This is a genomic window from Pseudovibrio axinellae (genome assembly GCF_900110875.1).
Lineage (GTDB): Bacteria > Pseudomonadota > Alphaproteobacteria > Rhizobiales > Stappiaceae > Pseudovibrio > Pseudovibrio axinellae.
In genome coordinates this window covers 516,068-536,160 of record NZ_FOFM01000001.1, presented here as the reverse complement: position 1 = coordinate 536,160, position 20,093 = coordinate 516,068, and the positions used below count along the sequence as shown (strand labels likewise).

17 protein-coding genes are annotated in these 20,093 nt (G+C 49.6%); 6 read left to right on the top strand and 11 right to left on the bottom strand.

Features of this window, described 5'->3' with window-relative positions; genetic code table 11:
- Positions 1-506 precede the first annotated feature (506 nt).
- Together BMZ51_RS02395 and BMZ51_RS02390 are read left to right on the top strand one after the other, a co-directional pair.
- Positions 507-1,673 (top strand): aminotransferase, encoded by a 1,167-nt coding sequence (locus BMZ51_RS02395; RefSeq protein WP_068002956.1) that lies wholly within the window; start codon positions 507-509, stop codon positions 1,671-1,673.
- 112 nt (positions 1,674-1,785) lie between these two features.
- Positions 1,786-2,808: an asparaginase gene (locus BMZ51_RS02390; protein ID WP_068002959.1), complete on the top strand. Its 1,023-nt coding sequence runs from the start codon at positions 1,786-1,788 to the stop codon at positions 2,806-2,808.
- Between the two features lie 44 nt (positions 2,809-2,852).
- Here BMZ51_RS02390 and BMZ51_RS02385 read toward each other — a convergent pair whose 3' ends face one another.
- The 6 genes from BMZ51_RS02385 to BMZ51_RS02360 all read right to left on the bottom strand — a co-directional run bounded on the left by BMZ51_RS02385 (position 2,853) and on the right by BMZ51_RS02360 (position 11,005).
- Positions 2,853-4,223 carry a TIGR03808 family TAT-translocated repetitive protein gene (locus BMZ51_RS02385; protein WP_068002962.1) on the bottom strand — a complete coding sequence of 457 codons (1,371 nt, stop codon included), beginning with the start codon at positions 4,221-4,223 and terminating at the stop codon, positions 2,853-2,855.
- A gap of 27 nt (positions 4,224-4,250) precedes the next feature.
- Positions 4,251-5,249, bottom strand: coding sequence for a methylmalonyl Co-A mutase-associated GTPase MeaB (gene meaB / locus BMZ51_RS02380; protein WP_068002964.1), 999 nt, complete (start codon positions 5,247-5,249; stop codon positions 4,251-4,253).
- A 110-nt stretch (positions 5,250-5,359) separates the two neighbouring features.
- Complete coding sequence (locus BMZ51_RS02375; protein WP_068002967.1) at positions 5,360-5,680, bottom strand: heavy metal-binding domain-containing protein; 321 nt, start codon at positions 5,678-5,680, stop codon at positions 5,360-5,362.
- 253 nt (positions 5,681-5,933) lie between these two features.
- Positions 5,934-6,614: an ion transporter gene (locus BMZ51_RS02370; protein WP_068002970.1), complete on the bottom strand. Its 681-nt coding sequence runs from the start codon at positions 6,612-6,614 to the stop codon at positions 5,934-5,936.
- A 231-nt stretch (positions 6,615-6,845) separates the two neighbouring features.
- A complete protein-coding gene (gene scpA / locus BMZ51_RS02365; protein WP_068002975.1) occupies positions 6,846-9,011 on the bottom strand; it encodes a methylmalonyl-CoA mutase in 2,166 nt (721 codons plus the stop codon).
- Positions 9,012-9,025: 14 nt separating this feature from the next.
- Positions 9,026-11,005, bottom strand: a complete 1,980-nt coding sequence (locus tag BMZ51_RS02360) for a methylmalonyl-CoA mutase family protein (RefSeq protein WP_068002977.1) — start codon at positions 11,003-11,005, stop codon at positions 9,026-9,028.
- 747 nt (positions 11,006-11,752) lie between these two features.
- Here BMZ51_RS02360 and BMZ51_RS24460 point away from each other — a divergent pair.
- Positions 11,753-12,454: a LuxR C-terminal-related transcriptional regulator gene (locus BMZ51_RS24460; RefSeq protein WP_068002980.1), complete on the top strand. Its 702-nt coding sequence runs from the start codon at positions 11,753-11,755 to the stop codon at positions 12,452-12,454.
- Between the two features lie 158 nt (positions 12,455-12,612).
- Here BMZ51_RS24460 and BMZ51_RS02350 read toward each other — a convergent pair whose 3' ends face one another.
- Positions 12,613-13,002: a hypothetical protein gene (locus BMZ51_RS02350; RefSeq protein ID WP_074881721.1), complete on the bottom strand. Its 390-nt coding sequence runs from the start codon at positions 13,000-13,002 to the stop codon at positions 12,613-12,615.
- A gap of 646 nt (positions 13,003-13,648) precedes the next feature.
- Here BMZ51_RS02350 and BMZ51_RS02345 point away from each other — a divergent pair.
- Entirely contained in the window at positions 13,649-14,230 is a 582-nt protein-coding gene (locus BMZ51_RS02345) for an LOG family protein (RefSeq protein WP_068002984.1), read from the top strand.
- A 35-nt stretch (positions 14,231-14,265) separates the two neighbouring features.
- Here BMZ51_RS02345 and BMZ51_RS02340 read toward each other — a convergent pair whose 3' ends face one another.
- The gene (locus BMZ51_RS02340) at positions 14,266-15,156 is read right to left on the bottom strand and encodes an EamA family transporter (RefSeq protein ID WP_342029895.1); all 891 of its coding nucleotides are present in this window, start codon (positions 15,154-15,156) and stop codon (positions 14,266-14,268) included.
- Positions 15,157-15,360: 204 nt separating this feature from the next.
- Positions 15,361-16,023 (bottom strand): haloacid dehalogenase type II, encoded by a 663-nt coding sequence (locus BMZ51_RS02335; protein WP_068002989.1) that lies wholly within the window; start codon positions 16,021-16,023, stop codon positions 15,361-15,363.
- Positions 16,024-16,587: 564 nt separating this feature from the next.
- Here BMZ51_RS02335 and BMZ51_RS02330 point away from each other — a divergent pair.
- Positions 16,588-17,457, top strand: coding sequence for a branched-chain amino acid aminotransferase (locus tag BMZ51_RS02330; protein ID WP_068002992.1), 870 nt, complete (start codon positions 16,588-16,590; stop codon positions 17,455-17,457).
- 62 nt (positions 17,458-17,519) lie between these two features.
- Here BMZ51_RS02330 and BMZ51_RS02325 read toward each other — a convergent pair whose 3' ends face one another.
- A complete protein-coding gene (locus BMZ51_RS02325; protein WP_068002995.1) occupies positions 17,520-18,743 on the bottom strand; it encodes a YbfB/YjiJ family MFS transporter in 1,224 nt (407 codons plus the stop codon).
- Positions 18,744-18,978: 235 nt separating this feature from the next.
- Between BMZ51_RS02325 and BMZ51_RS02320 the strand changes: the two genes are divergently transcribed.
- A complete protein-coding gene (locus BMZ51_RS02320) occupies positions 18,979-19,578 on the top strand; it encodes a superoxide dismutase (RefSeq protein ID WP_068002998.1) in 600 nt (199 codons plus the stop codon).
- A gap of 94 nt (positions 19,579-19,672) precedes the next feature.
- On the opposite strand, the gene BMZ51_RS02315 is transcribed toward BMZ51_RS02320, so the two are convergent.
- Positions 19,673-20,056: a hypothetical protein gene (locus BMZ51_RS02315; RefSeq protein ID WP_068003001.1), complete on the bottom strand. Its 384-nt coding sequence runs from the start codon at positions 20,054-20,056 to the stop codon at positions 19,673-19,675.
- Positions 20,057-20,093: the final 37 nt, after the last annotated feature.

Below are 20,093 nucleotides of genomic sequence, written 5' to 3'. Positions count from 1 at the left end.
GGTGTCGTATCTTTTCAGCGGTCCGGGGTGACGCAAACCTTGAGTGAGACCGCATGGCTCAAGGGGGCAATCTGCTTGGCGGTGACAGGGACAATTCTAAATAGGGAACACCTGATTTAGGCAGAGAGCTGAGATAGGCAGGCGTGTCTGTCATTTCATGCAACTGAACATCACGCCTTGCTGAGTATGCGTCGAGTTCTACACACTAAAGTGCCCAGGTAAGGTGAACAGCCGTTGCCGAAGAAACTAAACTATATATAGCATCGGTGCCGCCTGTTCTCCTTGCCACACCGCGTTTCGCGGGTTTTTATGCTTTCAACACCACCGGCAGGCTTCCATTCGTGTTTTCACGAGATAAAGAAGTCAGAAAGACAGCCTCACCTTACCCAAAGTGTATTCCTATGTGGAAACACGCTGTATTTGCTCCCTATGCGGACTTTGCAGAAGACAGGCAAGTCGTTAGCTTGTCGTCTTGCTAAAAGCATCTTAAGGCAAGGAGCAACCAGATGAAGCCGACAAACTCTGTCTTTACCGGATTGGAAACAACGGTATTTGAGCGCATGTCTCGTCTGGCAATAGCCCATCAGGCCATTAATCTGGGACAGGGCTTCCCGGATGTCGACGGCCCACAAGATCTGAGGCAAGTAGCAGCCGACACATTGATGGAAGGGCCAAACCAGTACCCACCGATGCTTGGCGTGCCGGAGCTCAGACAAGCTGTCGCGGACAACAATAAGCGCTTTTACAACCTCGATGTCGATTGGCAAACAGAGGTTATGGTCACTTCAGGTGCGACTGAAGCACTGGCAGACACCATCTTTGCACTGGTAGAGCCAGGCGATGAGATTATCCTCATTGAGCCGCTCTATGATTGTTACCTTTCTCTGGCGCAAAGGGCAGGCGCCACTCCGGTTTTTGTAAAGGTTACCCCGCCAAATTGGGAGCTGCGCGAAGAAGAATTGCGCAAGGCCTTCTCCAGCAAAACCAAAGCGATCCTGCTTAATAACCCAATGAACCCCAGCGCAAAGGTGTTCACCACTCAAGAGCTACGGCTCATCGCGGACCTTTGCATCGAACACGACTGTTACGCCATTTGCGATGAAGTCTATGAGCACATTGTGTTTGACGGCGAAAAACACCATCCCCTCATGACGTTCCAAGGCATGCGCGAGCGCTGTATTCGCATCGGCTCTGCCGGTAAAACATTCTCCCTCACGGGTTGGAAGGTTGGCTACATCACAGCAGCGCCAAACTTGCTGGAACCGATCGCAAAAGCACACCAGTTCATCACCTTCACCACGCCGCCAAACCTGCAAAAAGCCGTCGCTTGCGGGCTGAATAAAGCAGATGACTACTACATAAACTTCGAAGGTGAGCTCAAAGCAAAGCGGGATTTGATCTCAAAACCCTTGCAAGAAATGGGGTTTAATGTATTGCCATGTGAAGGAACCTATTTTGTGACCTGCGACTTCTCGACGCTCAGCTTTACAGGCGATGACGTTGAGTTCTGCCAGAAAATGGTTGAGGAAGCAGGCGTTGCCGCCGTGCCAATCTCTGCATTTTATGGAACACAAGGGCCAAAAACATTTGTTCGTTTTTGTTTTTGCAAAAAGAACAGTGTATTGGAAGAAGCTCTAGGACGGTTACAAAAGTGGCTGGGCACACTAGCCTAGTGCATGGCGTAGGCCAGGGCCGTTGATGAAGTAAGAATAACAGATGCAAGTAGTGCGCATAGTGTCAGACACATACGGGCTGCTTTGATCCAAACATTGCATGTGAGAATTGATGGATAATCCCGTACTCGTCGAAGTGACACGCGGCAATATTGTCGAGAGCCGCCACCGCGGTTCAATTGCCATTGTTGATGCGGATGGCAAGCTGGCATTCAGCGCAGGTGATGTGGAGCAGGGGATCTTCGCCCGCTCAGCGATCAAGGCCCTTCAGGCTATTCCGATGGTGGAATCTGGCGCTGCAGAAGCGCTGGCATTCGACGACGCTGAACTGGCGCTCGCCTGTGCAAGCCACAATGGCGAAGAAACACACGCCAACTCAGCGCGCATCATGCTGTTTAAAGCAGGCTTGACAGAAGAAGACCTAATGTGCGGCACGCAATGGCCAAAGCATATGGATGACTGCGTCAAGCTCATCAAAACCGATGAGAGCCCGTGCCAGTTGCACAATAACTGTTCAGGTAAGCATGCTGGTTTTCTGGCGATGGCAAAAACGCTCGGCGTTTCAACCGATAACTACATTGGCTATGACCACCCGGTCCAAGCAGAAATACGCAATGTTCTGGAGCAAATGGGCGGCAGCATTTTGGGCCGCGATACCTGTGGCACAGATGGATGCTCCATTCCAACCTATGCTATGGAACAGCAAAAAACAGCTCTAGCTTTTGCCCGCTTTGCAACTGGTGTTGGCCTCGACCCTGTGCGCGCAAATGCAACCGAAGTGCTTTACGAGGCGTGCGTAAATGAACCTTACATGGTCGCCGGTAAAAATCGCTTCTGTACCGAGATCATGGATATCTTCAAAGGCCGTGTCTTTGTGAAAGTTGGCGCTGAAGGTGTCTTTTGTGCTGCTCTGCCAGAGCTGGGCTTTGGTGTGACCTTAAAGTGTGATGATGGCGCAGAGCGCGGTGCAGAAGTCATGATGGCCTCTGTTATTCGCTCACTTCTGCCGCTGTCTGAGGATGAAGAAAAAGGGTTGCACGCCTGGGAACATCAACAGTTGATGAACCGCCGCGATATTCTGGTTGGTGAGGTGCGCCCGGTTGAAGACATCAAGCGCCTCCTTAAAGCGCTCTAGGCTTAAGCAAGTATCGGCAGGGGGACTTCCCCTGCCTTGTCCCCCTAAAGAGCGCTGGCAATATTATCCGTCACGCGAACCATGAGGGGCAGCTCATCTGGTGAAAGTGCGATATCACCACTGACCTGCTCATCCCATGCGAACCCGGCGATATTCACGGCACAGTTCGCCGTGATATTCTGAGAAATAAGCGCACTCTGCTTCTGCGCAGCAAAGCTGATAGATATTCCGATAGGTGCTGATCTAACTGTATTTTGCGCGGCAATCAGGTTGCGCATATACGGCCCCCAACCCAGTCTAATGCCGGTGACACGCGCTCCTTCAACCAGATTGCCTATAACATTTGTATCGGCCTCGACAGCAATACCAACGCCAAACTCTGGATTGTTCTGCGCATAAGGCCCGGTGCCCGTAATATCGCGCAGGATATTGTTGGAGCAAACGGCAAGGCGCCCACCCTCACGAAAGTTCGTGATCGAGATACCGTTTGCTGCCTTTTCAATCAGATTATTGCTGACGATTGCACCTTGGAAGCCAAACTCAACAAACAAGGCCACTTCGCCGGAGCGATGACAGGTGTTTCCAAGAATTTGGATGTTGGAGGAAGCATTGGAGCGGATAGCGGAAAAAGTGCAATCGCTGATTTTATTGTTTGAAACAGTTACACCATCTGCGCGAAATATATTGATACCGTTGCCATTCTGACCAGTACCGCCATTTTTTGATGAGACCTGCGAAATCCGGTTGTTGCAAACGAGTGTGCCATCGTAGCCCTGTGACCACCGGTGAACTAAAATTCCGCCATCACCGCAATCTCTAATGTTGTTCCCCTCAATGGTGAGCGCGTTAGCATTATAGCTCAGCACTGCAACCCTCTCGATGTCTTGTATTTTGTTTCCCGTGATAGAACCGGAACAACGCTCCAATAAGAAAGCGGATGCCGCACTCCGGTTAATCTCACAGGAGTTGACGGTAAGGTGCTCGCATCTGGAGAACGCCAAGAGAGCAGAGACATCATCTGAAAGCGGAAGGTGTGCTCCGTCAAAGATCAGTCCCGTGAGCTGGATATGGTGTGTACCAGCACTCTTAACCAACGGGCCATCGCCATTAAGGAGCAACCGTGTGTGGCCGGGTACGCCGCGTAATACCAGCCGGCTTGGAAGAGAAAGTCCAGAACACGAAAAGATACCGGCACCCAGCTGCAAAATGCGCCCTTGTACCGCTGCTTCATTGATTGCCGCTTGCAACGCTTGGGAAGTATCCTGCGCAGAAGGTGGTGCAGGCATCTCTAGGACAGCTGATCCAACGCGAGGCAAAGCCTGAGCCTGCTGAGCTGACACGAGCGGAGCAGCGCTTGCAACAATCCCAGCGCCAAGAAGGGTGCGTCTTGAAAGGGTCTCTTGTTTATCCGCCATCTCGCCCCCGTGCCATAACCCAGCGTTTTAGATCTTGAATAGATTTGCCAGCATACTCGCTGCTGCTGTTGCAGGCAGACTTCCAGATCGTACGTCTCGTTCTACATCTGGGAGTGCAGCCCTAATTTCAGGATTTGCGCGCAAAGCGGTCTGCATTTTTTCGTTCAATAAGCCCCACATCCATGAAAGCTGCTGCTCGGATCTCTTCTTCTCCCAATCCTCGCTGGCCTGCATGCGTTCCTTGAAAATGTTGAGTTGGCTCCAGAGATCATCAAGCCCCTCGTTTGCCAGACCAGATATTGTGACCACAGGAGGCGACCAGTGTTTCGAGCGCGGTGCCAATATATTTAAGGCGGCCCGGTATTCAGACGCGGCAGAGCGCGCGCGGATTAAACCATCGCCTTCAGCTTTATTGACGGCAATAAGGTCGGCGATTTCAAGGACGCCTTTTTTAATACCTTGCAGCTCATCGCCAGCCCCAGGCAACATAAGAACGAGGAAGAAATCAACCATCTGCGCAACAGTTGTCTCTGATTGTCCAATGCCTACAGTCTCAACTAGGATTACATCAAAACCGGCTGCCTCACACAGCAACATGCTCTCACGCGTCTTTGCGGCAACGCCGCCAAGTGTTCCAGCAGAGGGGGAGGGACGTATGTATGCATTCTGATCAACCGCCAATCGGGCCATTCGGGTCTTATCACCCAGGATGGAACCACCAGTGCGCGTGGAAGAGGGGTCAACGGCCAAAACAGCGACCTTGTGCCCTGCGGCAGTCAGATTAGAACCGAAGGTATCAATTGTCGTGGACTTACCAACCCCCGGCACGCCAGTAATGCCAATTCGATAGGCCTTGCCAGTTGCATCCATGAGTTTGGTCAGGAGCGCTTCTGCGAGGACCCGGTGCTCTGGTTTTTTGGATTCAACAAGCGTGATCCCGCGCGCAAGTGCAGCACGTTGCCCGTTGAGCAGGCGTTCGGCGATATCATCAATGTTGTCTCTGGGGGAAACGAGGGGTGCGCTCATCAAGGTCAGTCCACTAAGAAGAATCTCATTAGCCAACCTTGAACAGATAGCGTTCCTTTGCAAGTCATCGACTTGGAGAAGTTGTGGGGCAGAAGCTGCCCCGCAAGAACTTAGCGGTAACTAACAGCCGTACCAGTTGCAGTCACCATCAACATGGAACCATTGCTGCCGACTGTCTCATAGTCAATGTCGATTCCAATCACGGCATTTGCACCAAACCGGGTCGCTTCTTCAGTCATCTCGTGAAGGGCGATCTGGCGAGCTTTCTTGAGTTCATCTTCGTATGCCCCAGAACGACCTCCAACAATGTCGCGAATACCGGCGAAAAGGTCTTTAAAGACATTCGCCCCAAGGATTGCTTCCCCGTGAACAATACCTTTGTAATCGGAATTCTCTTTGCCCTCGATGGAGTGTGTGGTCGTTGTAAGCATTTATCAGCCTCAAATCTGCGTCAGGATATCAAGATAACGCGTGTAAAAACTACCGAACTAAAGCAATCAACCCTGCCCGATGTGCCCGAGCCCATGAAACGAATGGGCGCTCCCCTTATGTAGGCAGCCGCACTTAGATTTACAGGGGTATGAAACCGGTCCGACTCTTAGCGTTCTATTGGGCGTCAACGTCTGTTCGCTGATTTAACTCACCTCTCATGGTCTGAAGTTCCAGTTGAAGCAGATCAAGTCTTTAGAGCAAGGCTTGTAGCTCAACTTGGTCTTTTTCGCTTTCTGAATGCCTGAAGAAGTTCGCAACAATCGTTCCTGTCAGGGAAGCAAACAGGCCGACACCCACAGTCATCAAGAAGGCTGCAATGATACGCCCTTCAAGTGTCACAGGATAGAAGTCCCCATAACCGACGGTGGTTACCGTTACAAAGGCCCACCAGATCGCATCTTTCAAGTGTAGGATATTAGCTCCCTCAGCACTCTTCTCCACTTGCAGAGCAGCGATAGCGGCCAGAATGATCATCAGTAAAGAGCTGATAAAAACCAGCGTAAGAGCACTATTTGTCCTCCTGTCAAAAATGTATCTGATAATGGAATGTGAGGCGCGTAAGGCCCTTATTATTCTGAATAAACGGATGATACGACCGTAACGCAAAGGATCAACCATCGGAATGCTGGCGATGAGATCAATCCACCCCCATTTGATGAAGGCAAGTTTGTTGTCTGCTTTGATGAACCGAATGAGAAATTCAATAAAAAATACGCCACATACAGCGGTATCGGCGTAGATTAAGAGCATAATCGTCTCTGTATCTAAGACCATACTCTCCTGCAGAATAAGAGCGGCAATGACGTAAACGGATAAAGCGAGAATGAACAGGTCAAACAGGTGATTGTTCGCCTGGGAAGTGTCGTCATTCATTATTGTAAGCGCCCAAAATTTGATGAAGTACCTTTGTGTTAAAGGTTTGAAATGAGCAATCCCAGAGGTCTAGGTGCTGTACTCCCCAGCAACATGGCAATAGATGTCGGAAAGGCGTCAGGTCGCGCCTCCTTGTCCAGATACTGGGCACCAATTGCTGGACAAGGAAGGGCGATGTCATTTGCATCAGCTGGCTGTTCGCTCGCAAACACGAGCAGACGCTTGTGTGCTTTACTCAGCAGCCTTTAAAGGTTCGTACCCCAGCTTTTCGTTGAGCTCATGAATCAATCCCTTTGCCGCCTCCGAAATCACAGTTCCTGGAGGGAAAATAGCAGAGGCACCAGAGGCATAAAGCGCGTCATAGTCTTGCGGAGGTACAACACCGCCCACAACGATCATGATGTCCTCACGCCCTTCATCTGCAAGGGCTTTCTTCAAGGCAGGGACTAGTGTGAGGTGACCTGCTGCGAGGGAGGAGACGCCAACAATATGCACGTCGTTTTCAACTGCTTGGCGGGCGGCTTCCTCAGGTGTGGCAAACAGTGGTCCAATATCCACGTCAAAGCCAAGGTCAGCAAAGGCAGAGGCAATCACCTTCTGCCCGCGGTCGTGACCATCCTGTCCCATCTTGGCAACCAGAATACGTGGGCGCCGGCCTTCATTTTCCTCAAAGGCGTCAACCAACTGTTCAATTTTGGCGATGCTTTCGGACATTTCACCAACCTCGCGTTTATAGACGCCAGCAATGGATTTAATTTCAGCTTTATGGCGATCGAATGCATTCTCCATTGCCAGAGACATTTCGCCAACAGATGCCTTTACACGTGCAGCTTTTACACAAAGGTCCAGCAAATTACCGTCGCCGGAACGAGCCGCATCTTCCAGCGCTTTCAGGGCAGCTTGTGTCTCATCTTCATTACGCTCTTCCCGAAGACGATTCAGCTTCTCAACCTGTTTCGTGCGAACCTCGTCGTTGTCAACCTTCAACACGTCCAGTTCATCTTCGCGGTTCGGACGGAACTTGTTCACACCAACAACCGTTTGGTGGCCACTATCAATGCGAGCCTGTGTTTTTGCAGCAGCCTCTTCAATACGCAGTTTAGGAATACCCTTTTCAATAGCCTTTGCCATACCGCCAAGGCTCTCGATCTCCTTGATATGCTCAAGAGCTTTATGAGCAAGGTCAGCAGTCAAACGCTCTACGTAGTAAGAGCCACCCCATGGGTCGATGGTTTTTGTGGTGCCACTTTCCTGCTGCAAGAACAGCTGGGTATTCCGGGCAATTCGGGCAGAGAAGTCAGTTGGCAGAGCCAGAGCTTCATCAAGAGCGTTGGTATGCAGCGATTGTGTATGGCCTTGAGTGGCAGCCATCGCTTCAACAGTTGTTCGGATGACATTGTTGAAGACATCCTGCGCGGTCAAAGACCAGCCAGACGTCTGCGAATGGGTACGCAAGGACAGACTCTTTGGGTTCTTTGGCTGGAAGTTCTCCTGCATCAGTTTCGCCCAGATCAGACGCGCCGCACGCAGTTTAGCAACCTCCATAAAGAAGTTCATCCCAATCGCCCAGAAGAACGAAAGGCGAGGGGCAAATGCGTCGATATCCAACCCTGCTGCAACACCAGCACGGGCATACTCAATACCATCGGCGATGGTAAAGGCCAGCTCCAGATCTGCTGTCGCTCCTGCTTCCTGCATGTGATAGCCGGAAATAGAAATGGAATTGAACTTCGGCATGTGCGTCGACGTGTAGTCGAAGATATCAGAGATAATCCGCATGGATGGTGCAGGCGGATAGATATAGGTGTTGCGCACCATGAACTCTTTCAAAATATCATTTTGAATGGTTCCGGAGAGCTTTTCGGAAGGGACACCTTGTTCTTCAGCTGCAACAATATAAAGCGCCATGACAGGCAACACCGCGCCGTTCATGGTCATGGAAACACTCATCTTATCCAGCGGGATACCTGAGAAGAGTGTACGCATATCATAAATGGAATCGATCGCAACACCAGCCATACCAACATCGCCAGCAACACGGGGGTGGTCACTGTCGTAGCCACGGTGTGTTGCCAAATCAAATGCAATGGAAAGGCCTTTTTGACCCGCTGCCAGGTTGCGCCGGTAAAAAGCGTTGGAATCTTCAGCCGTTGAAAAGCCGGCATACTGACGCACAGTCCACGGCTGCTGTACATACATGGTAGGGTATGGACCACGCATATATGGCGGCAACCCCGGCCAGGTGTTCAGGTGCGTCAGTCCGTCAATATCTTGAGGGCCATAGGCTGGCTTTACCGAAATGCCCTCGGGTGTGTGCCATGTCGCCTGCGTATCAGTGGAAGCTGATGTTGCGCAGTTTTTGTAGTCAACCTGAGTGTAGTCAGGAAACAAGCTCATCAAATTGCCTCCACTTAAACAGCTGGCGAAACGCCAACCACTTCAAAACATTTTTTTAGCTCTGCAAGCATATCGCAGCCCTGATAGATAGGAGCATCAAGACCATTCTCACTAAGCGTCCTCAATAGATCTTTGGGACGCCCTGCTACAGTAACCCGCACAGCGCCTGCATCTTTCAGCTCCTTCAGAACCTCTAAGGCCTGCTCATCATAGATCGTATCAGAAGAACAAATACAGGCGACTTTCGCTTCACTGACGCGAAAGCTTGCAATCAGATCCTCAAGGTTTTCAAAGTGAACCGCTCCTGTACTGATAAACCCGCCTGCTGCATAAAAGTTGCTCGCAAACGCAGCACGCGCTGTATGATGCGCGACGGGCCCGCAGGTTGCCAAAAACACCTTTGGCGGTTTGCCCTGGGATTGCGAAAACGCATCGGCTTGGTCCCGCAGCTTTTCAAAAGGTGCTGAAAGCCGAGAGCACTTTAACGGAACACATTCCGTACTCCCCAGCGGAGTACGGCTGGCTTGAATATCTACCAAACCGGCTCCATCTCTTAAAGCGCTTGCCACAGCCTCGATCAAATGACCCTGTATACTTGGTTCGGCAAGGTCGAGACGTGTTGCAATTTCTGCAATGTCGTTAGGGTTGACCTGCAAGACTTCAACGGCCTTCTCATCAAGGTTCGGAAATGCGCTGGTACCTGTCATCGGATGACGCCCGGTTGCAACTAAGCGCTCTTCATCCTTTCTCGCGGTTGTAATATCGGAAGAAATGAGCCCGGAAAAAAGTGCGTTTGGGAGGCCGCCTTCTTTCTCAACCTTCTGAAAATAGGACCAGGCAGCATTTGCAAGTTCCTCAGTGCGCTCTTCAACAAGCCCACTTCCTGCTGCCGGATCACTGACCTGGGCCAGATTGCTTTCTTCTATAAGGATCAGCTGGGTGTTGCGCGCAATACGGCGTGCAAAAGCGTTTGGTAAACCTAGCGGAAGTGTGAACGGAAGCACGGTCACGCTATCAGCCCCGCCTACGCCGGCGGCAAAAGCAGCAACGGTTGTACGCAGCATATTCACCCAAGGGTCGCGCTTAGTCATCATGCGCCAGCTTGTTTCCATATGTAGATAGAGCGGCTGTGCTGGCAGCTGTGCAGCATCCAGTAGACGCGACCAGAGTTGACGCATCGCACGAGCTTTGATGATCGTATCAAACTGATCAGCACTCGCGCTCAGGCAAGCCGAAACGTAGTTGGAAATATTTTCTGAAGGCACCCCGCCGCTCTCAATGGTGCGCATGTAAAACAGCAAGCTGCTAAGCGTAAGGCCTAATTCTTGAGCGGTGGTCGCTCCTGCTTCATGATAGCAACGACCATCACTGCGCAACAAACTGCCTCGTATGTCGTTGTTGCGTACATAGCCAACAAGATCTTGCGTGCGCAACTGGAGCCGCTCAAATGTATCGCGTACGCGTCCAGTACTGACAAGCACACTCAGCGGGTCAGACACTCCATGCACGGTCAATTGATCTGGGCGTACGCCCATTCGGTTGCAGGATTCCACGAGCAGTGCAAGGGTGGCGCTGCCTTCGTAACCACACTCGAGGCGGAAATCGATAAGGTCAGGCTTGACGCCTTCAAGAAGTTTAAGAAGATCGACAACCCGGTTTACGTTCAGGCCACCATCCAAAACACGAGGTGATGCAGGTAAAACAAGCTCAAGGCCATCAGCCCCGCCCTCTAGATCCTCCAGCATCTGCGCATTCGCCTTGAAAATATCGGGATGATCGCATCTTTGAATGATCTTCCAAGGACGAGATCGCTCCCTCAATTGCAATGGAGCGCTGTCAGGATGACCTTGATACAACGGCTTAATCTCAAGCCCATCAGAAACCGGTGTCTTCAGGGCATCTAAAGCCGCACCTTTTAGGGCACGTAAAGCAGATACTTCCCAGTCATTCTGAGTTGCTTTTAGAAAATCAGTAGGAAAATCAATGTTGTGCATGTCCGATCCATGTCCTTCTCGTAACTTTATACGAAGGAACCTTCTGTGGTTTCAAGCTATGCATTAGGACGAGATTGGGAAATAAATGGAGCAAACGTGACTAGGATTGCGAAACTACCAATGTGACAATGGCTAGATAGTTTTCGCATTAGTTTAATTTATCCTAAACTTGTCGCAATTGACCCTAGGGCATGTAACGCTGTTAGTATTGCCGAGAGCTGTTCAATAGTTTCGCACTCTTACTATAGAAAATTAGGATGTATTGCAGGAAGTGTCCTAGTCGAAACTGATGGTATAGTGGTTATCTTGGGTCAACGATGAGAGTATTATTTACGGGTACTCTCAATACTTAGAGGTTATTTGATATACCTCAGAAAATGAGAATGATGGTGTTGTGAGGTGAGCGATAACAATGATTGTTCTCCGAGTGGTGCAAAATACCTGAGATGGATACCTCGTGTAGCAAAGCAGGCAACTCAAAGAACTGCCAGTTAACTACATTATATAGCGTTTAACAGGCGTATGAATGAGCTTTCGCCAGTCATGAAAAACGAAAGCCACTTTCTACGAATTAGCTGTCCTGCGTTGAGGGGCCATCTGAGACTGAGATTTTCTAATTTTCCTGCGCAAGTCATGGATTTGCGAAAGTTAGTTGGCGTGTTTCGGCATGTCAGGTGGGCAAGTGCGTCTTCAATCCAGCGGTGCAAGAGCGAGCGCTGTGGGGAAAGAAACGGGAAGGCAGGGCAAATGAACGATACTTCAGATATCGAAGCGAAGGTCAAAGCGATTTCAGAAGCGCGGGCGGCTAAACCCGTTCTTGATATTGTGGAATCCTATCTGAGACGATTGGGAGCATCCCATATTTTGATCACAGGTCTTCCTATGCCAAACAGGACGATCGATAGTCTGGTCCATAGGTTCCGTTGGCCTGATGAGAGAAATGGCGGCGTCGAACGAACGACATTAAGTGCAGGCGATAGTGCTCTGATGCTAGGGCTTTCAGGTAACCGCCCGATCGTCTGGTCCGTGTCAGGAACCGACACTGGAAACTCCGAATTGTTTGCTGCAATTGGCGAAGGCGCGAGGGTTATGGTGATCCCGGTTGATGCTCTTCATCCATTCCAGGCAATGGTGGTTGGGGCAGGGCATCAGATCTCCGCTGAGGCCTATGACATGGCATCCCTAGAAATCGTATGTTCAGCAGCCTTCAGGCGTTTGTTTGAGCTGGGCGTGATTTCAGATCAAAGACCAGGTGACCTTTCAGCACGTGAGCGGCGTGTTCTGGAGTTGACTGCTCTTGGGAAAACAGCGCATGAGATTGCAGAGCTTCTGGAAATTTCCCAAAGGACAGTTCATGCGCACCTTCAAAATGCGAGTGCAAAGCTGAATGCGTCGAACAAAACGCACACTGTCGTCGAGGCACTGCGATACGGACAAATTAAGATCTAACCGGAAACGACGTTGCATTGATCGAAAAGCAGGCTCAGTGGCATGTGCCTGTTTTTCGCATCGCGAGCGATACAGTCCAGAGGATCTGCTTGGCGAGGTGATGACACCCGCTAAAAAAAAGCGATCAGCCTATGTTAGCGCAGTTGTCGACTTCTTATCTAAGTGATTTCTGCAAGTCCCGGCACGCGGGAGACGATCTCGTTCGTAATCTCTGGGCCAACCTTTTCGCGTGTATATTGCACAGTCTCTTTTGCAACCTCTTGGATCTCCTCGACAGAAAGTCCAAGACTAGTCATTTCATTCAATGCTGCGAGTACCCCAACGCTGGCATTCATCTTATTGGCAAGGCCACCGAATAGTCCCGTGTTTTCACGAGCTTCATCGATGGCAAGAAAACCCTCTGCTGCAGGAAACGCTACGAGCAAAGCATCTACCTCTTCCTTGCTACTATTTTGGGCGATGAAGTTGAGCATAATTCCAATAGCTGGCCCCACTTTTGTAGGATCCAGCCCAGTTTTTTCTGTAATGCGATCTATAAGTACGTGCATCGTAATCTCCAATCCCTCTAAATCTGATGTAGTCATCATCGGGCGAATTGTTAGAGGCAACACAAAGCGCTTAAAGTATCTTGGGAGTGCCAGCACTCGGATATGCAGGCAAATTCTCCTGTGTTTCCTAGAAAACTCGGTGCTCTCGGGCTCCTGCGTATCTTCCCTTTCCAAAGTATCGCGTACCTACCTTAAAAGAGTTTAACTGGGCTATTAAAACAGTAATGCGACATTAAAAGTGTTTGCAAAGGAATTCGAAGATTTTGACTTGGAGACTTAAGTGCTAATGATCCATTGAGATCATATATACGCAGTACTTAGCATTCTAAACGATCTTAAAGATGCTAAACCTGAGGCTGTATTTCAACAGGATGCGGCATTAAGAAATTCAACTTATGTCATGAATGGAAAATGGGTAAGTGCCTTGACTAGGTTCGAGCTGGCGACGATCGGTTCTGCATATATGTCAGAGGCAGATTTCCAAAGACTCCTGTACCGACCAAAGTTGTTTCTGGGTGCACGCTTTAGTAGAACAACCACGCTAAGCCAAAAATATCTATCACCCTAATCACTCTCGGTTTAGATTATTTAGGGTGATAGATATCTGATTCAAGTCCATGTGAGACCAGCCAATTGGAGAGTTTAAATGGCGTCAATCTGCGTATTTTGCGGATCATCTATCGGGAAGCGCCCGGAATATGAAGTTGCGGCTCGTCTGCTAGGCACCGAGATTGCCAAGCGTGGCAATCGTCTCGTGTATGGTGGTGCTGAAGTTGGTTTGATGGGAGTTGTTGCCAACGCTGCGCTAGAAGCAGGCGGTGAGGTCATTGGCGTTCTTCCAGAGGCCCTTGCTGCCAAAGAGTTAGCGCATAGGTCACTCACAGACCTTCACATCGTTGGTTCCATGCATGAACGTAAAGCCATGATGGCGGATCTGTCTGACGCGTTTGTAGCGTTACCCGGTGGTATCGGTACTTTGGAAGAGCTCTTTGAAGTGTGGACTTGGGGGCAGCTGGGCTACCACAATAAGCCTTGCGGCTTGTACAATGCAAATGGGTTTTATGGTCGAATGCTAGCGTTTTTGGACTTCGTGGTAGATGAAGAATTTATGAAGAAAGAACTACGCGATATGCTTTTGGTTGACGACAATCCAGGGCTGCTTCTTGATCAGATTGAAAGCTATCGCGCTCCAATTGGTCATAAATGGATTACGCGCGCAGAAACCTAAAAACTGCAGTGTCAGCAGGGCTTGTTCATAAGCAACTAGTCCTGCAAATACCTGGGCAAACGTGAGGGTTCATTCGTCAAGTACAGAGCGGCTAAAAGGCTGAGAAAACCAATTGCTTGACCTACCCCCAAAGGCTCTGAGAAAACCCAGAACCCGGTAAACAATGCAAGCCCAAACTCGATGGATCCGGTGGTGTACGCTGTCTTTCTGCCTGATTGGTCCGAGCTGCCATAGGCAAGCAACAGTTGGGGCAGTAGTCCGGCAAGCAAGGCTAAGCCGAGAACTGGAAGTGCTATAGGTGCAGTGTTCACTCCCTGCCAAAACTGCGATTCGGCCAGTGCAAATGGGAGTGCAGATATGATCGCACCTGAGAAAATACAGGCAGCGATAGCCAGTGAAGGCAGGTAACTTGGGGTTTTCCTCGTAACCAATTGCAAACCACCGTAACATAACGGACCAATCAGCCCGATGAAAACTGCTGTCAGATCAAGCTGTGGCAGTGGGGTAGTTGCGATGATCATCACCAAAGCGCTCGCCACTAAGACAAGTATCAACTTGTCTCGGCTAGATAACTTTATTCCTGCCAGTGTTTTAAAGAGCACAAGAAGCGCTGGATAGGAAAAAAACAAACTACTTGCAACATAGATTGGCAGCGCATTTAGCGCATAGAAATAACTCCATGCACCAAAGCCCAAAATCATGCCAAACAACATATATCGCCAGCTATTGGGGCCAGATCTAAGCGCTTGGGGCAGGTAGGGCGCTAGCAAGAGCGCTGGTAAAATATAACGCAGAATAACGGCTGCACCAGGAGAAATACCTGATGCAAAGCCGAGCTTGGCAAACAAGGGGATGCTACCAAAGCACGCAGCGCCTAAACCTAGGGCTGCTAAGCTGACTGCCCTTTTGCTGGAGCTCCCACTCATAAAACCTTGATACATAAACTCAATAAATGCCGATTGCTTCTGTGTTAAAAACGATTTCTGGTATGTAATATACCTGAATTTGAAACCTAAGAATTGCAACAGCGAGTTCAATCGGCAAGTTTTTTGAGTTTGTGCTCACATGGTCACAGAAAACACCAACTATGACAATTACGTACATAGCATTCAGCAGATTGAGCGGAAACGTTATCCCAATGCTGGCAGGCCGCTCAAATCCTTTAAGACTGCGGAGGGCGAAAGGTCTGCGTACTCATCCGGCATTTGCGTTCTGTTGATCCAGACCGTCCGCATGCCGAACTTCGTCGCTCCTGCGATGTCCCAGCGGTTACTGGATTGAAAAGACACAGCTTTAGGGTACAGGCGAAAATGGGTCGTCACCAAGTCATAAACCTCTGGATGCGGCTTGTAATTTTTGACTGGATCAACTGAGAAGACCTCGTCAAAACACTCTGTAATGCCAGCATTCTTGAGAGCACCCTCCATCATCTTTAATGGAGCATTGGATAGAATTGCGAGCTTTGACCCGCGCTCTCGCAACGCTTTCAAGAGTTGTGGAACTTCGGGATAGCAATCCAGCTCCCAGTAAGTGGCCAGCAGCTCATCACGTGCATCCCGGTTGGCTTCGGGTACCAGCGCAAAAGCTGTATCTAGCGCTTGTATGGTAAGTTCCCAAAAATCGACGTATTGCCCCATCAGCGCGCGGACCCAAGAGTACTCAAGCTGTTTTTCACGCCAGATCTTTGACAGCTTTTTACCTTCAGGGCCAACTGCACCCATGTGTTTTCTGGCGGCAGCATGCACGTCAAACAGGGTCCCATAGGCATCAAAAACATAAAGTGAGTGGCTCATCTCTACTCTCCGGCTGCGCACCTAGCATCAAGATTGGCAAATTCCAATGCCCTAAGAAAACGTTGCGATAGGTATTCGTCAAGGTATGGGAAATACGTGTTTTCCTCCTTTTGGACGCAGAAAATTAACAAATACTCCCAGAAATCAATAATTCGCATCAGTTTTGGATGCATACACATGAAACTGCGTCAGTTTCTTTAGTTTGTTTGCTGGAAGATTGCGGCAATCTCAAAAGTCATCGAAGCGATTTTGCATTAAAACTGTGCAAAAGAATAATGAAGAGGCATCAAGGTCGCTATTTTAAGGAAGTCGTGAAGCGCAATGTAATTGCGTTATCTCATCTCACATGTGTCTGCTGCGACATTTAGTTGCGTATTACTCCTTATTTTCCTGTAGGATATAAGTGCAAACATCTCCGTCTTGGACATGCGGGTGGCGCCTTGATGCATTGCCTTCTTTTTCGTGAGCACTGTTGACCCCATTGGAATTCTCAGGTCGACTAAAAAAAGATATTGGGGTTGTGCCTGTTTGGTTTGCACTCCGCGTTTTAAGGAGAGAATGATTATGGCCGAAATGTCGAAGACTCGTACTTGGGTTGAAGGCAAATGGTATGAGGGGAATCCGCCACTGATCGGTCCTCGTACACATTCATTTTGGTTGGGTTCAAACGTATTTGACGGCGCCCGTGGATTTGAAGGCGTGATGCCTGATATTGATTTGCACTGCGCGCGATTGAACAGATCCGCTATCAACCTTGGCATGAAGCCGACTATGCGTTTTGAAGAAATGGTTGAGTTGGCTGTTGAGGGTATGAAGAAGTTTGAAGCTGACGAAGCTGTTTACATCCGCCCTATGTATTGGTCAGAAAATGACGGGCCAGGCATTATCGATGGGGACCCTGAATCAACCCGCTTCTGTTTGTGCCTGTTTGAAGCAGCGATGCCGCCAAAAGATGCATCAAACAGCCTGACATTGTCTCCATTCCGCCGTCCAACATTGGAAACAATGCCTGTGAACGCAAAAGCAGGGTGCTTGTATCCAAACAGTGCACGTGCGTCGCGTGAGGCAAAGACCCGTGGCTTTGACAACGCAATCATGCTTGATGCGCTTGGTAATGTCGCCGAGCTGACCTCGGCTAACATTTTCATGGTGAAGGAAGGTGAGGTTCTCACCCCATTTTGGAATGGAACCTTCCTGAACGGTATTACCCGCCAACGCATTATTAAGCTGCTAAGCGGGGCAGGTTACAATGTTCATGAAACCACGCTCACTTATCAGGATTTTCTAGAAGCTGATGAAATCTTCTCTACAGGCAATTATGGCAAGGTTGTACCTGTCCATAAACTGGATGGTCGCGATCTAGGACTTGGCCCTGTGGCAGCAAAAGCTAAGGAACTTTATTGGACATTTGCACACGCAAAAGTTCCTGCTTAAATAGGCTGAAATTTTGAGATTTATGGGGAGGCATGACCTCCCCATATTGCGTTGGCATTCACTTAATGTGGGCTGAAACGCCTTAGCGTGAGCAGCGCTGCGAGGATGAGAGCGCCAGCGGCAACAAGCGAAGCGAGTAGGAAGTCTCCCTTGAGCTCGTAGAGGTAGCCAGCAAAGCTTGGGCCAATCACTTGTCCAACTCCGAACGCAGCGGTCATCAAGCCGACAATCTGGCGAGGGTCAGAGCTTGCTATTCGTCTGGCCTCAATCAGCCCGATGGAGGTAATTCCTACAAATGTTCCACCTAGAAGAATTGCCGCAATGGATAATCCGGTGATAGTCGGCATTAGCACGCTGAGCGCCACGCCAATGGCCTCTATGGTACAGGCCAGAGCAATTGCACGACCATAACCGATACGGATAGCAAGGTTTTCCCAAAGGAAGACAGAAGGGATGACAGCCAAACCAACCAGCAACCAGCCCAGGGATTTCATTGGAGCTAATTCTGGTGTCAAGCTTGCCATGGCCCCAATGAATGTAGTGGTGATGACATAACCAAACCCGAAGCAGCCATAGGCAAAAATCAGTCTAATTGCACTTTTATTCAAAGAGGCGCTTGGGGCAGAAGAGGGCGAGGCTGTTTGTTCGGATTGCTTAGTTTCTAGCGGCGCTTCCTTCTTTGGTGGAAGGAGGAAGGGGACACACAGTGAAAGCAACAAGCTAAGGATCCCACTCGCGAGCCAAAGTTCCGCTGAACTAACCAAACGCGTGCCGAGCCACTCAATCATCACCGAGGAGCCCGCAATGCCGATCCCGACGCCGGTAAAGTGTATCGGGAACAATCGGAGGCTTCTCAATTCCGCCAGTCTTTGCATTACAATATTTGCAACAAGCACAAAGGCATAGGCACTTGCTAAACCTGCAAGAAAACGAATAGCCACGAACCAGTAGACGCCGAGTGTGAGCGACATGACAAACGTGGTCAATGAGCTGGAGAATAAAACGATCATCAAAATTTTGTAGGGACCGCCGGGCAACGGGGCTCGTGCGGCCAGCAAGGCACCAACCAAGTAACCAAGGTAGTTTGACGACGCAACGATTCCAGCGTTCACCTCATTGAGAGAGCCATCCTGCAACATAAAGGGAAGAACGGGTGTATAGACAAATCGTCCAATACCCATAACAGCTGCCATAGCAAGACAACCACCAACTGCTGTACGTAAGGATTCTCTAGCTTGGGGAGGAGTGGTGGCTGATCTGCGCCGTTCTGTGGAGGTGTTTGTCACAGTTTGATTCCTTAGTCCCCTTAAGAAACAGCCTGTTAGGCCGCCTTAAGGCTTCTGTTTCATTATACTTAGAAGCTCAAAACGAAAAAAAACAAGAAAAATATTTGTAAATTATGCTCTTCCCCCGTTGCTCATACGGAAAAACACCATTAATTTGTACTATGAGGGGAGCGCTTTTCGGTCACAAGGCCGAACGGAGTTGCTCCTAAAAATTCCTTTCCTGTGGAGGTATCCCATGTCTTTTGCTCTTGAAGATCTGCCATACGCATACGATGCTTTGGCTCCTTATATGTCTGCTGAAACACTCGAGTTTCACCATGACAAACACCATATGGCTTATGTAACGAACGGCAACAAGTTGCTCGAAGGTTCAGGTCTTGAAGGCAAGAGCCTTGAAGAGATTGTCAAGGAAAGCTATGGCACCAACCCAGGCCTGTTTAACAATGCTGGTCAGCACCTCAATCACCTTCACTTCTGGAAGTGGATGAAGCCGAATGGCGGCGGTACGTCTCTTCCTGGCGTTCTTGCCAAGAAAATTGATGAAGACCTTGGTGGCTTCGACAAGTTCCGCTCTGAGTTCATTAATGCAGGTTTGACCCAATTCGGCTCCGGCTGGGCATGGCTTGCGGTGAAAGACGGCAAATTGGCTGTGATGAAAACGCCGAACGGTGAAAACCCGATCGTACACGGTGCAACACCAATCCTGGGTTGTGATGTATGGGAGCACTCCTACTACATCGATTACCGCAACGCGCGTCCAAAGTACCTGGAAGCATTCGTTGATAACCTGATCAACTGGGAACACGTTGAAGAGCTATATTCTGCAGCTGTGTAAGCTAGGTCTCATACTTAAAAATTAAGGCGGCTCTAAGCCGCCTTTTTTTGTGTCGCTTGCTAGGCCTTCTCCGGCTTTATGGTCTCATACCTAATTAGGAACCAAACAATTTGTCGAAGAAGCTCTTTTCATAACCCATCTGACAGCGGGAGGTAATGATTTGGTCAAGCACGCCATTCATGAGGTAGAGAAAAGCTTCACAATCGCTTTGCGTGGTAAAGCACGCTTCAGTTGAAACATTATAAGGTTGGTTGTCGCTCAACACGCGCCCACCAACATTCGCTTGCCAAAGGTTTGCCGCTCCATGCTGAGCAGAGGCAATAGAACAATCAAATTGTGTGCCTTTGACGCGTGGCATGATTGGTCCGGTTCGGGGAATGAGTTGTCGCTCCAGATAGTTGGTGCTGGGGGGCTGGCTGCAACTTGCAAGTAAAAGAGATGTCGCCGCAATGCAGGCGAGGGGTCCAAGTGTTTTCATGTACTCAACGTTTCCGGGCCTTATTAGCCTCTTCTTT

What these genes read in the sequence shown, in the direction of transcription:
- BMZ51_RS02395 (WP_068002956.1), top strand. Translation starts at nt 507, where the DNA reads ATGAAGCCGACAAACTCTGTCTTTACCGGATTGGAAACAACGGTATTT.
- BMZ51_RS02390 (WP_068002959.1), top strand. Translation starts at nt 1,786, where the DNA reads ATGGATAATCCCGTACTCGTCGAAGTGACACGCGGCAATATTGTCGAG.
- BMZ51_RS02385 (WP_068002962.1), bottom strand. Translation starts at nt 4,223, where the DNA reads ATGGCGGATAAACAAGAGACCCTTTCAAGACGCACCCTTCTTGGCGCT.
- meaB (WP_068002964.1), bottom strand. Translation starts at nt 5,249, where the DNA reads ATGAGCGCACCCCTCGTTTCCCCCAGAGACAACATTGATGATATCGCC.
- BMZ51_RS02375 (WP_068002967.1), bottom strand. Translation starts at nt 5,680, where the DNA reads ATGCTTACAACGACCACACACTCCATCGAGGGCAAAGAGAATTCCGAT.
- BMZ51_RS02370 (WP_068002970.1), bottom strand. Translation starts at nt 6,614, where the DNA reads ATGAATGACGACACTTCCCAGGCGAACAATCACCTGTTTGACCTGTTC.
- scpA (WP_068002975.1), bottom strand. Translation starts at nt 9,011, where the DNA reads ATGAGCTTGTTTCCTGACTACACTCAGGTTGACTACAAAAACTGCGCA.
- BMZ51_RS02360 (WP_068002977.1), bottom strand. Translation starts at nt 11,005, where the DNA reads ATGCACAACATTGATTTTCCTACTGATTTTCTAAAAGCAACTCAGAAT.
- BMZ51_RS24460 (WP_068002980.1), top strand. Translation starts at nt 11,753, where the DNA reads ATGAACGATACTTCAGATATCGAAGCGAAGGTCAAAGCGATTTCAGAA.
- BMZ51_RS02350 (WP_074881721.1), bottom strand. Translation starts at nt 13,002, where the DNA reads ATGCACGTACTTATAGATCGCATTACAGAAAAAACTGGGCTGGATCCT.
- BMZ51_RS02345 (WP_068002984.1), top strand. Translation starts at nt 13,649, where the DNA reads ATGGCGTCAATCTGCGTATTTTGCGGATCATCTATCGGGAAGCGCCCG.
- BMZ51_RS02340 (WP_342029895.1), bottom strand. Translation starts at nt 15,156, where the DNA reads ATGAGTGGGAGCTCCAGCAAAAGGGCAGTCAGCTTAGCAGCCCTAGGT.
- BMZ51_RS02335 (WP_068002989.1), bottom strand. Translation starts at nt 16,023, where the DNA reads ATGAGCCACTCACTTTATGTTTTTGATGCCTATGGGACCCTGTTTGAC.
- BMZ51_RS02330 (WP_068002992.1), top strand. Translation starts at nt 16,588, where the DNA reads ATGGCCGAAATGTCGAAGACTCGTACTTGGGTTGAAGGCAAATGGTAT.
- BMZ51_RS02320 (WP_068002998.1), top strand. Translation starts at nt 18,979, where the DNA reads ATGTCTTTTGCTCTTGAAGATCTGCCATACGCATACGATGCTTTGGCT.
- BMZ51_RS02315 (WP_068003001.1), bottom strand. Translation starts at nt 20,056, where the DNA reads ATGAAAACACTTGGACCCCTCGCCTGCATTGCGGCGACATCTCTTTTA.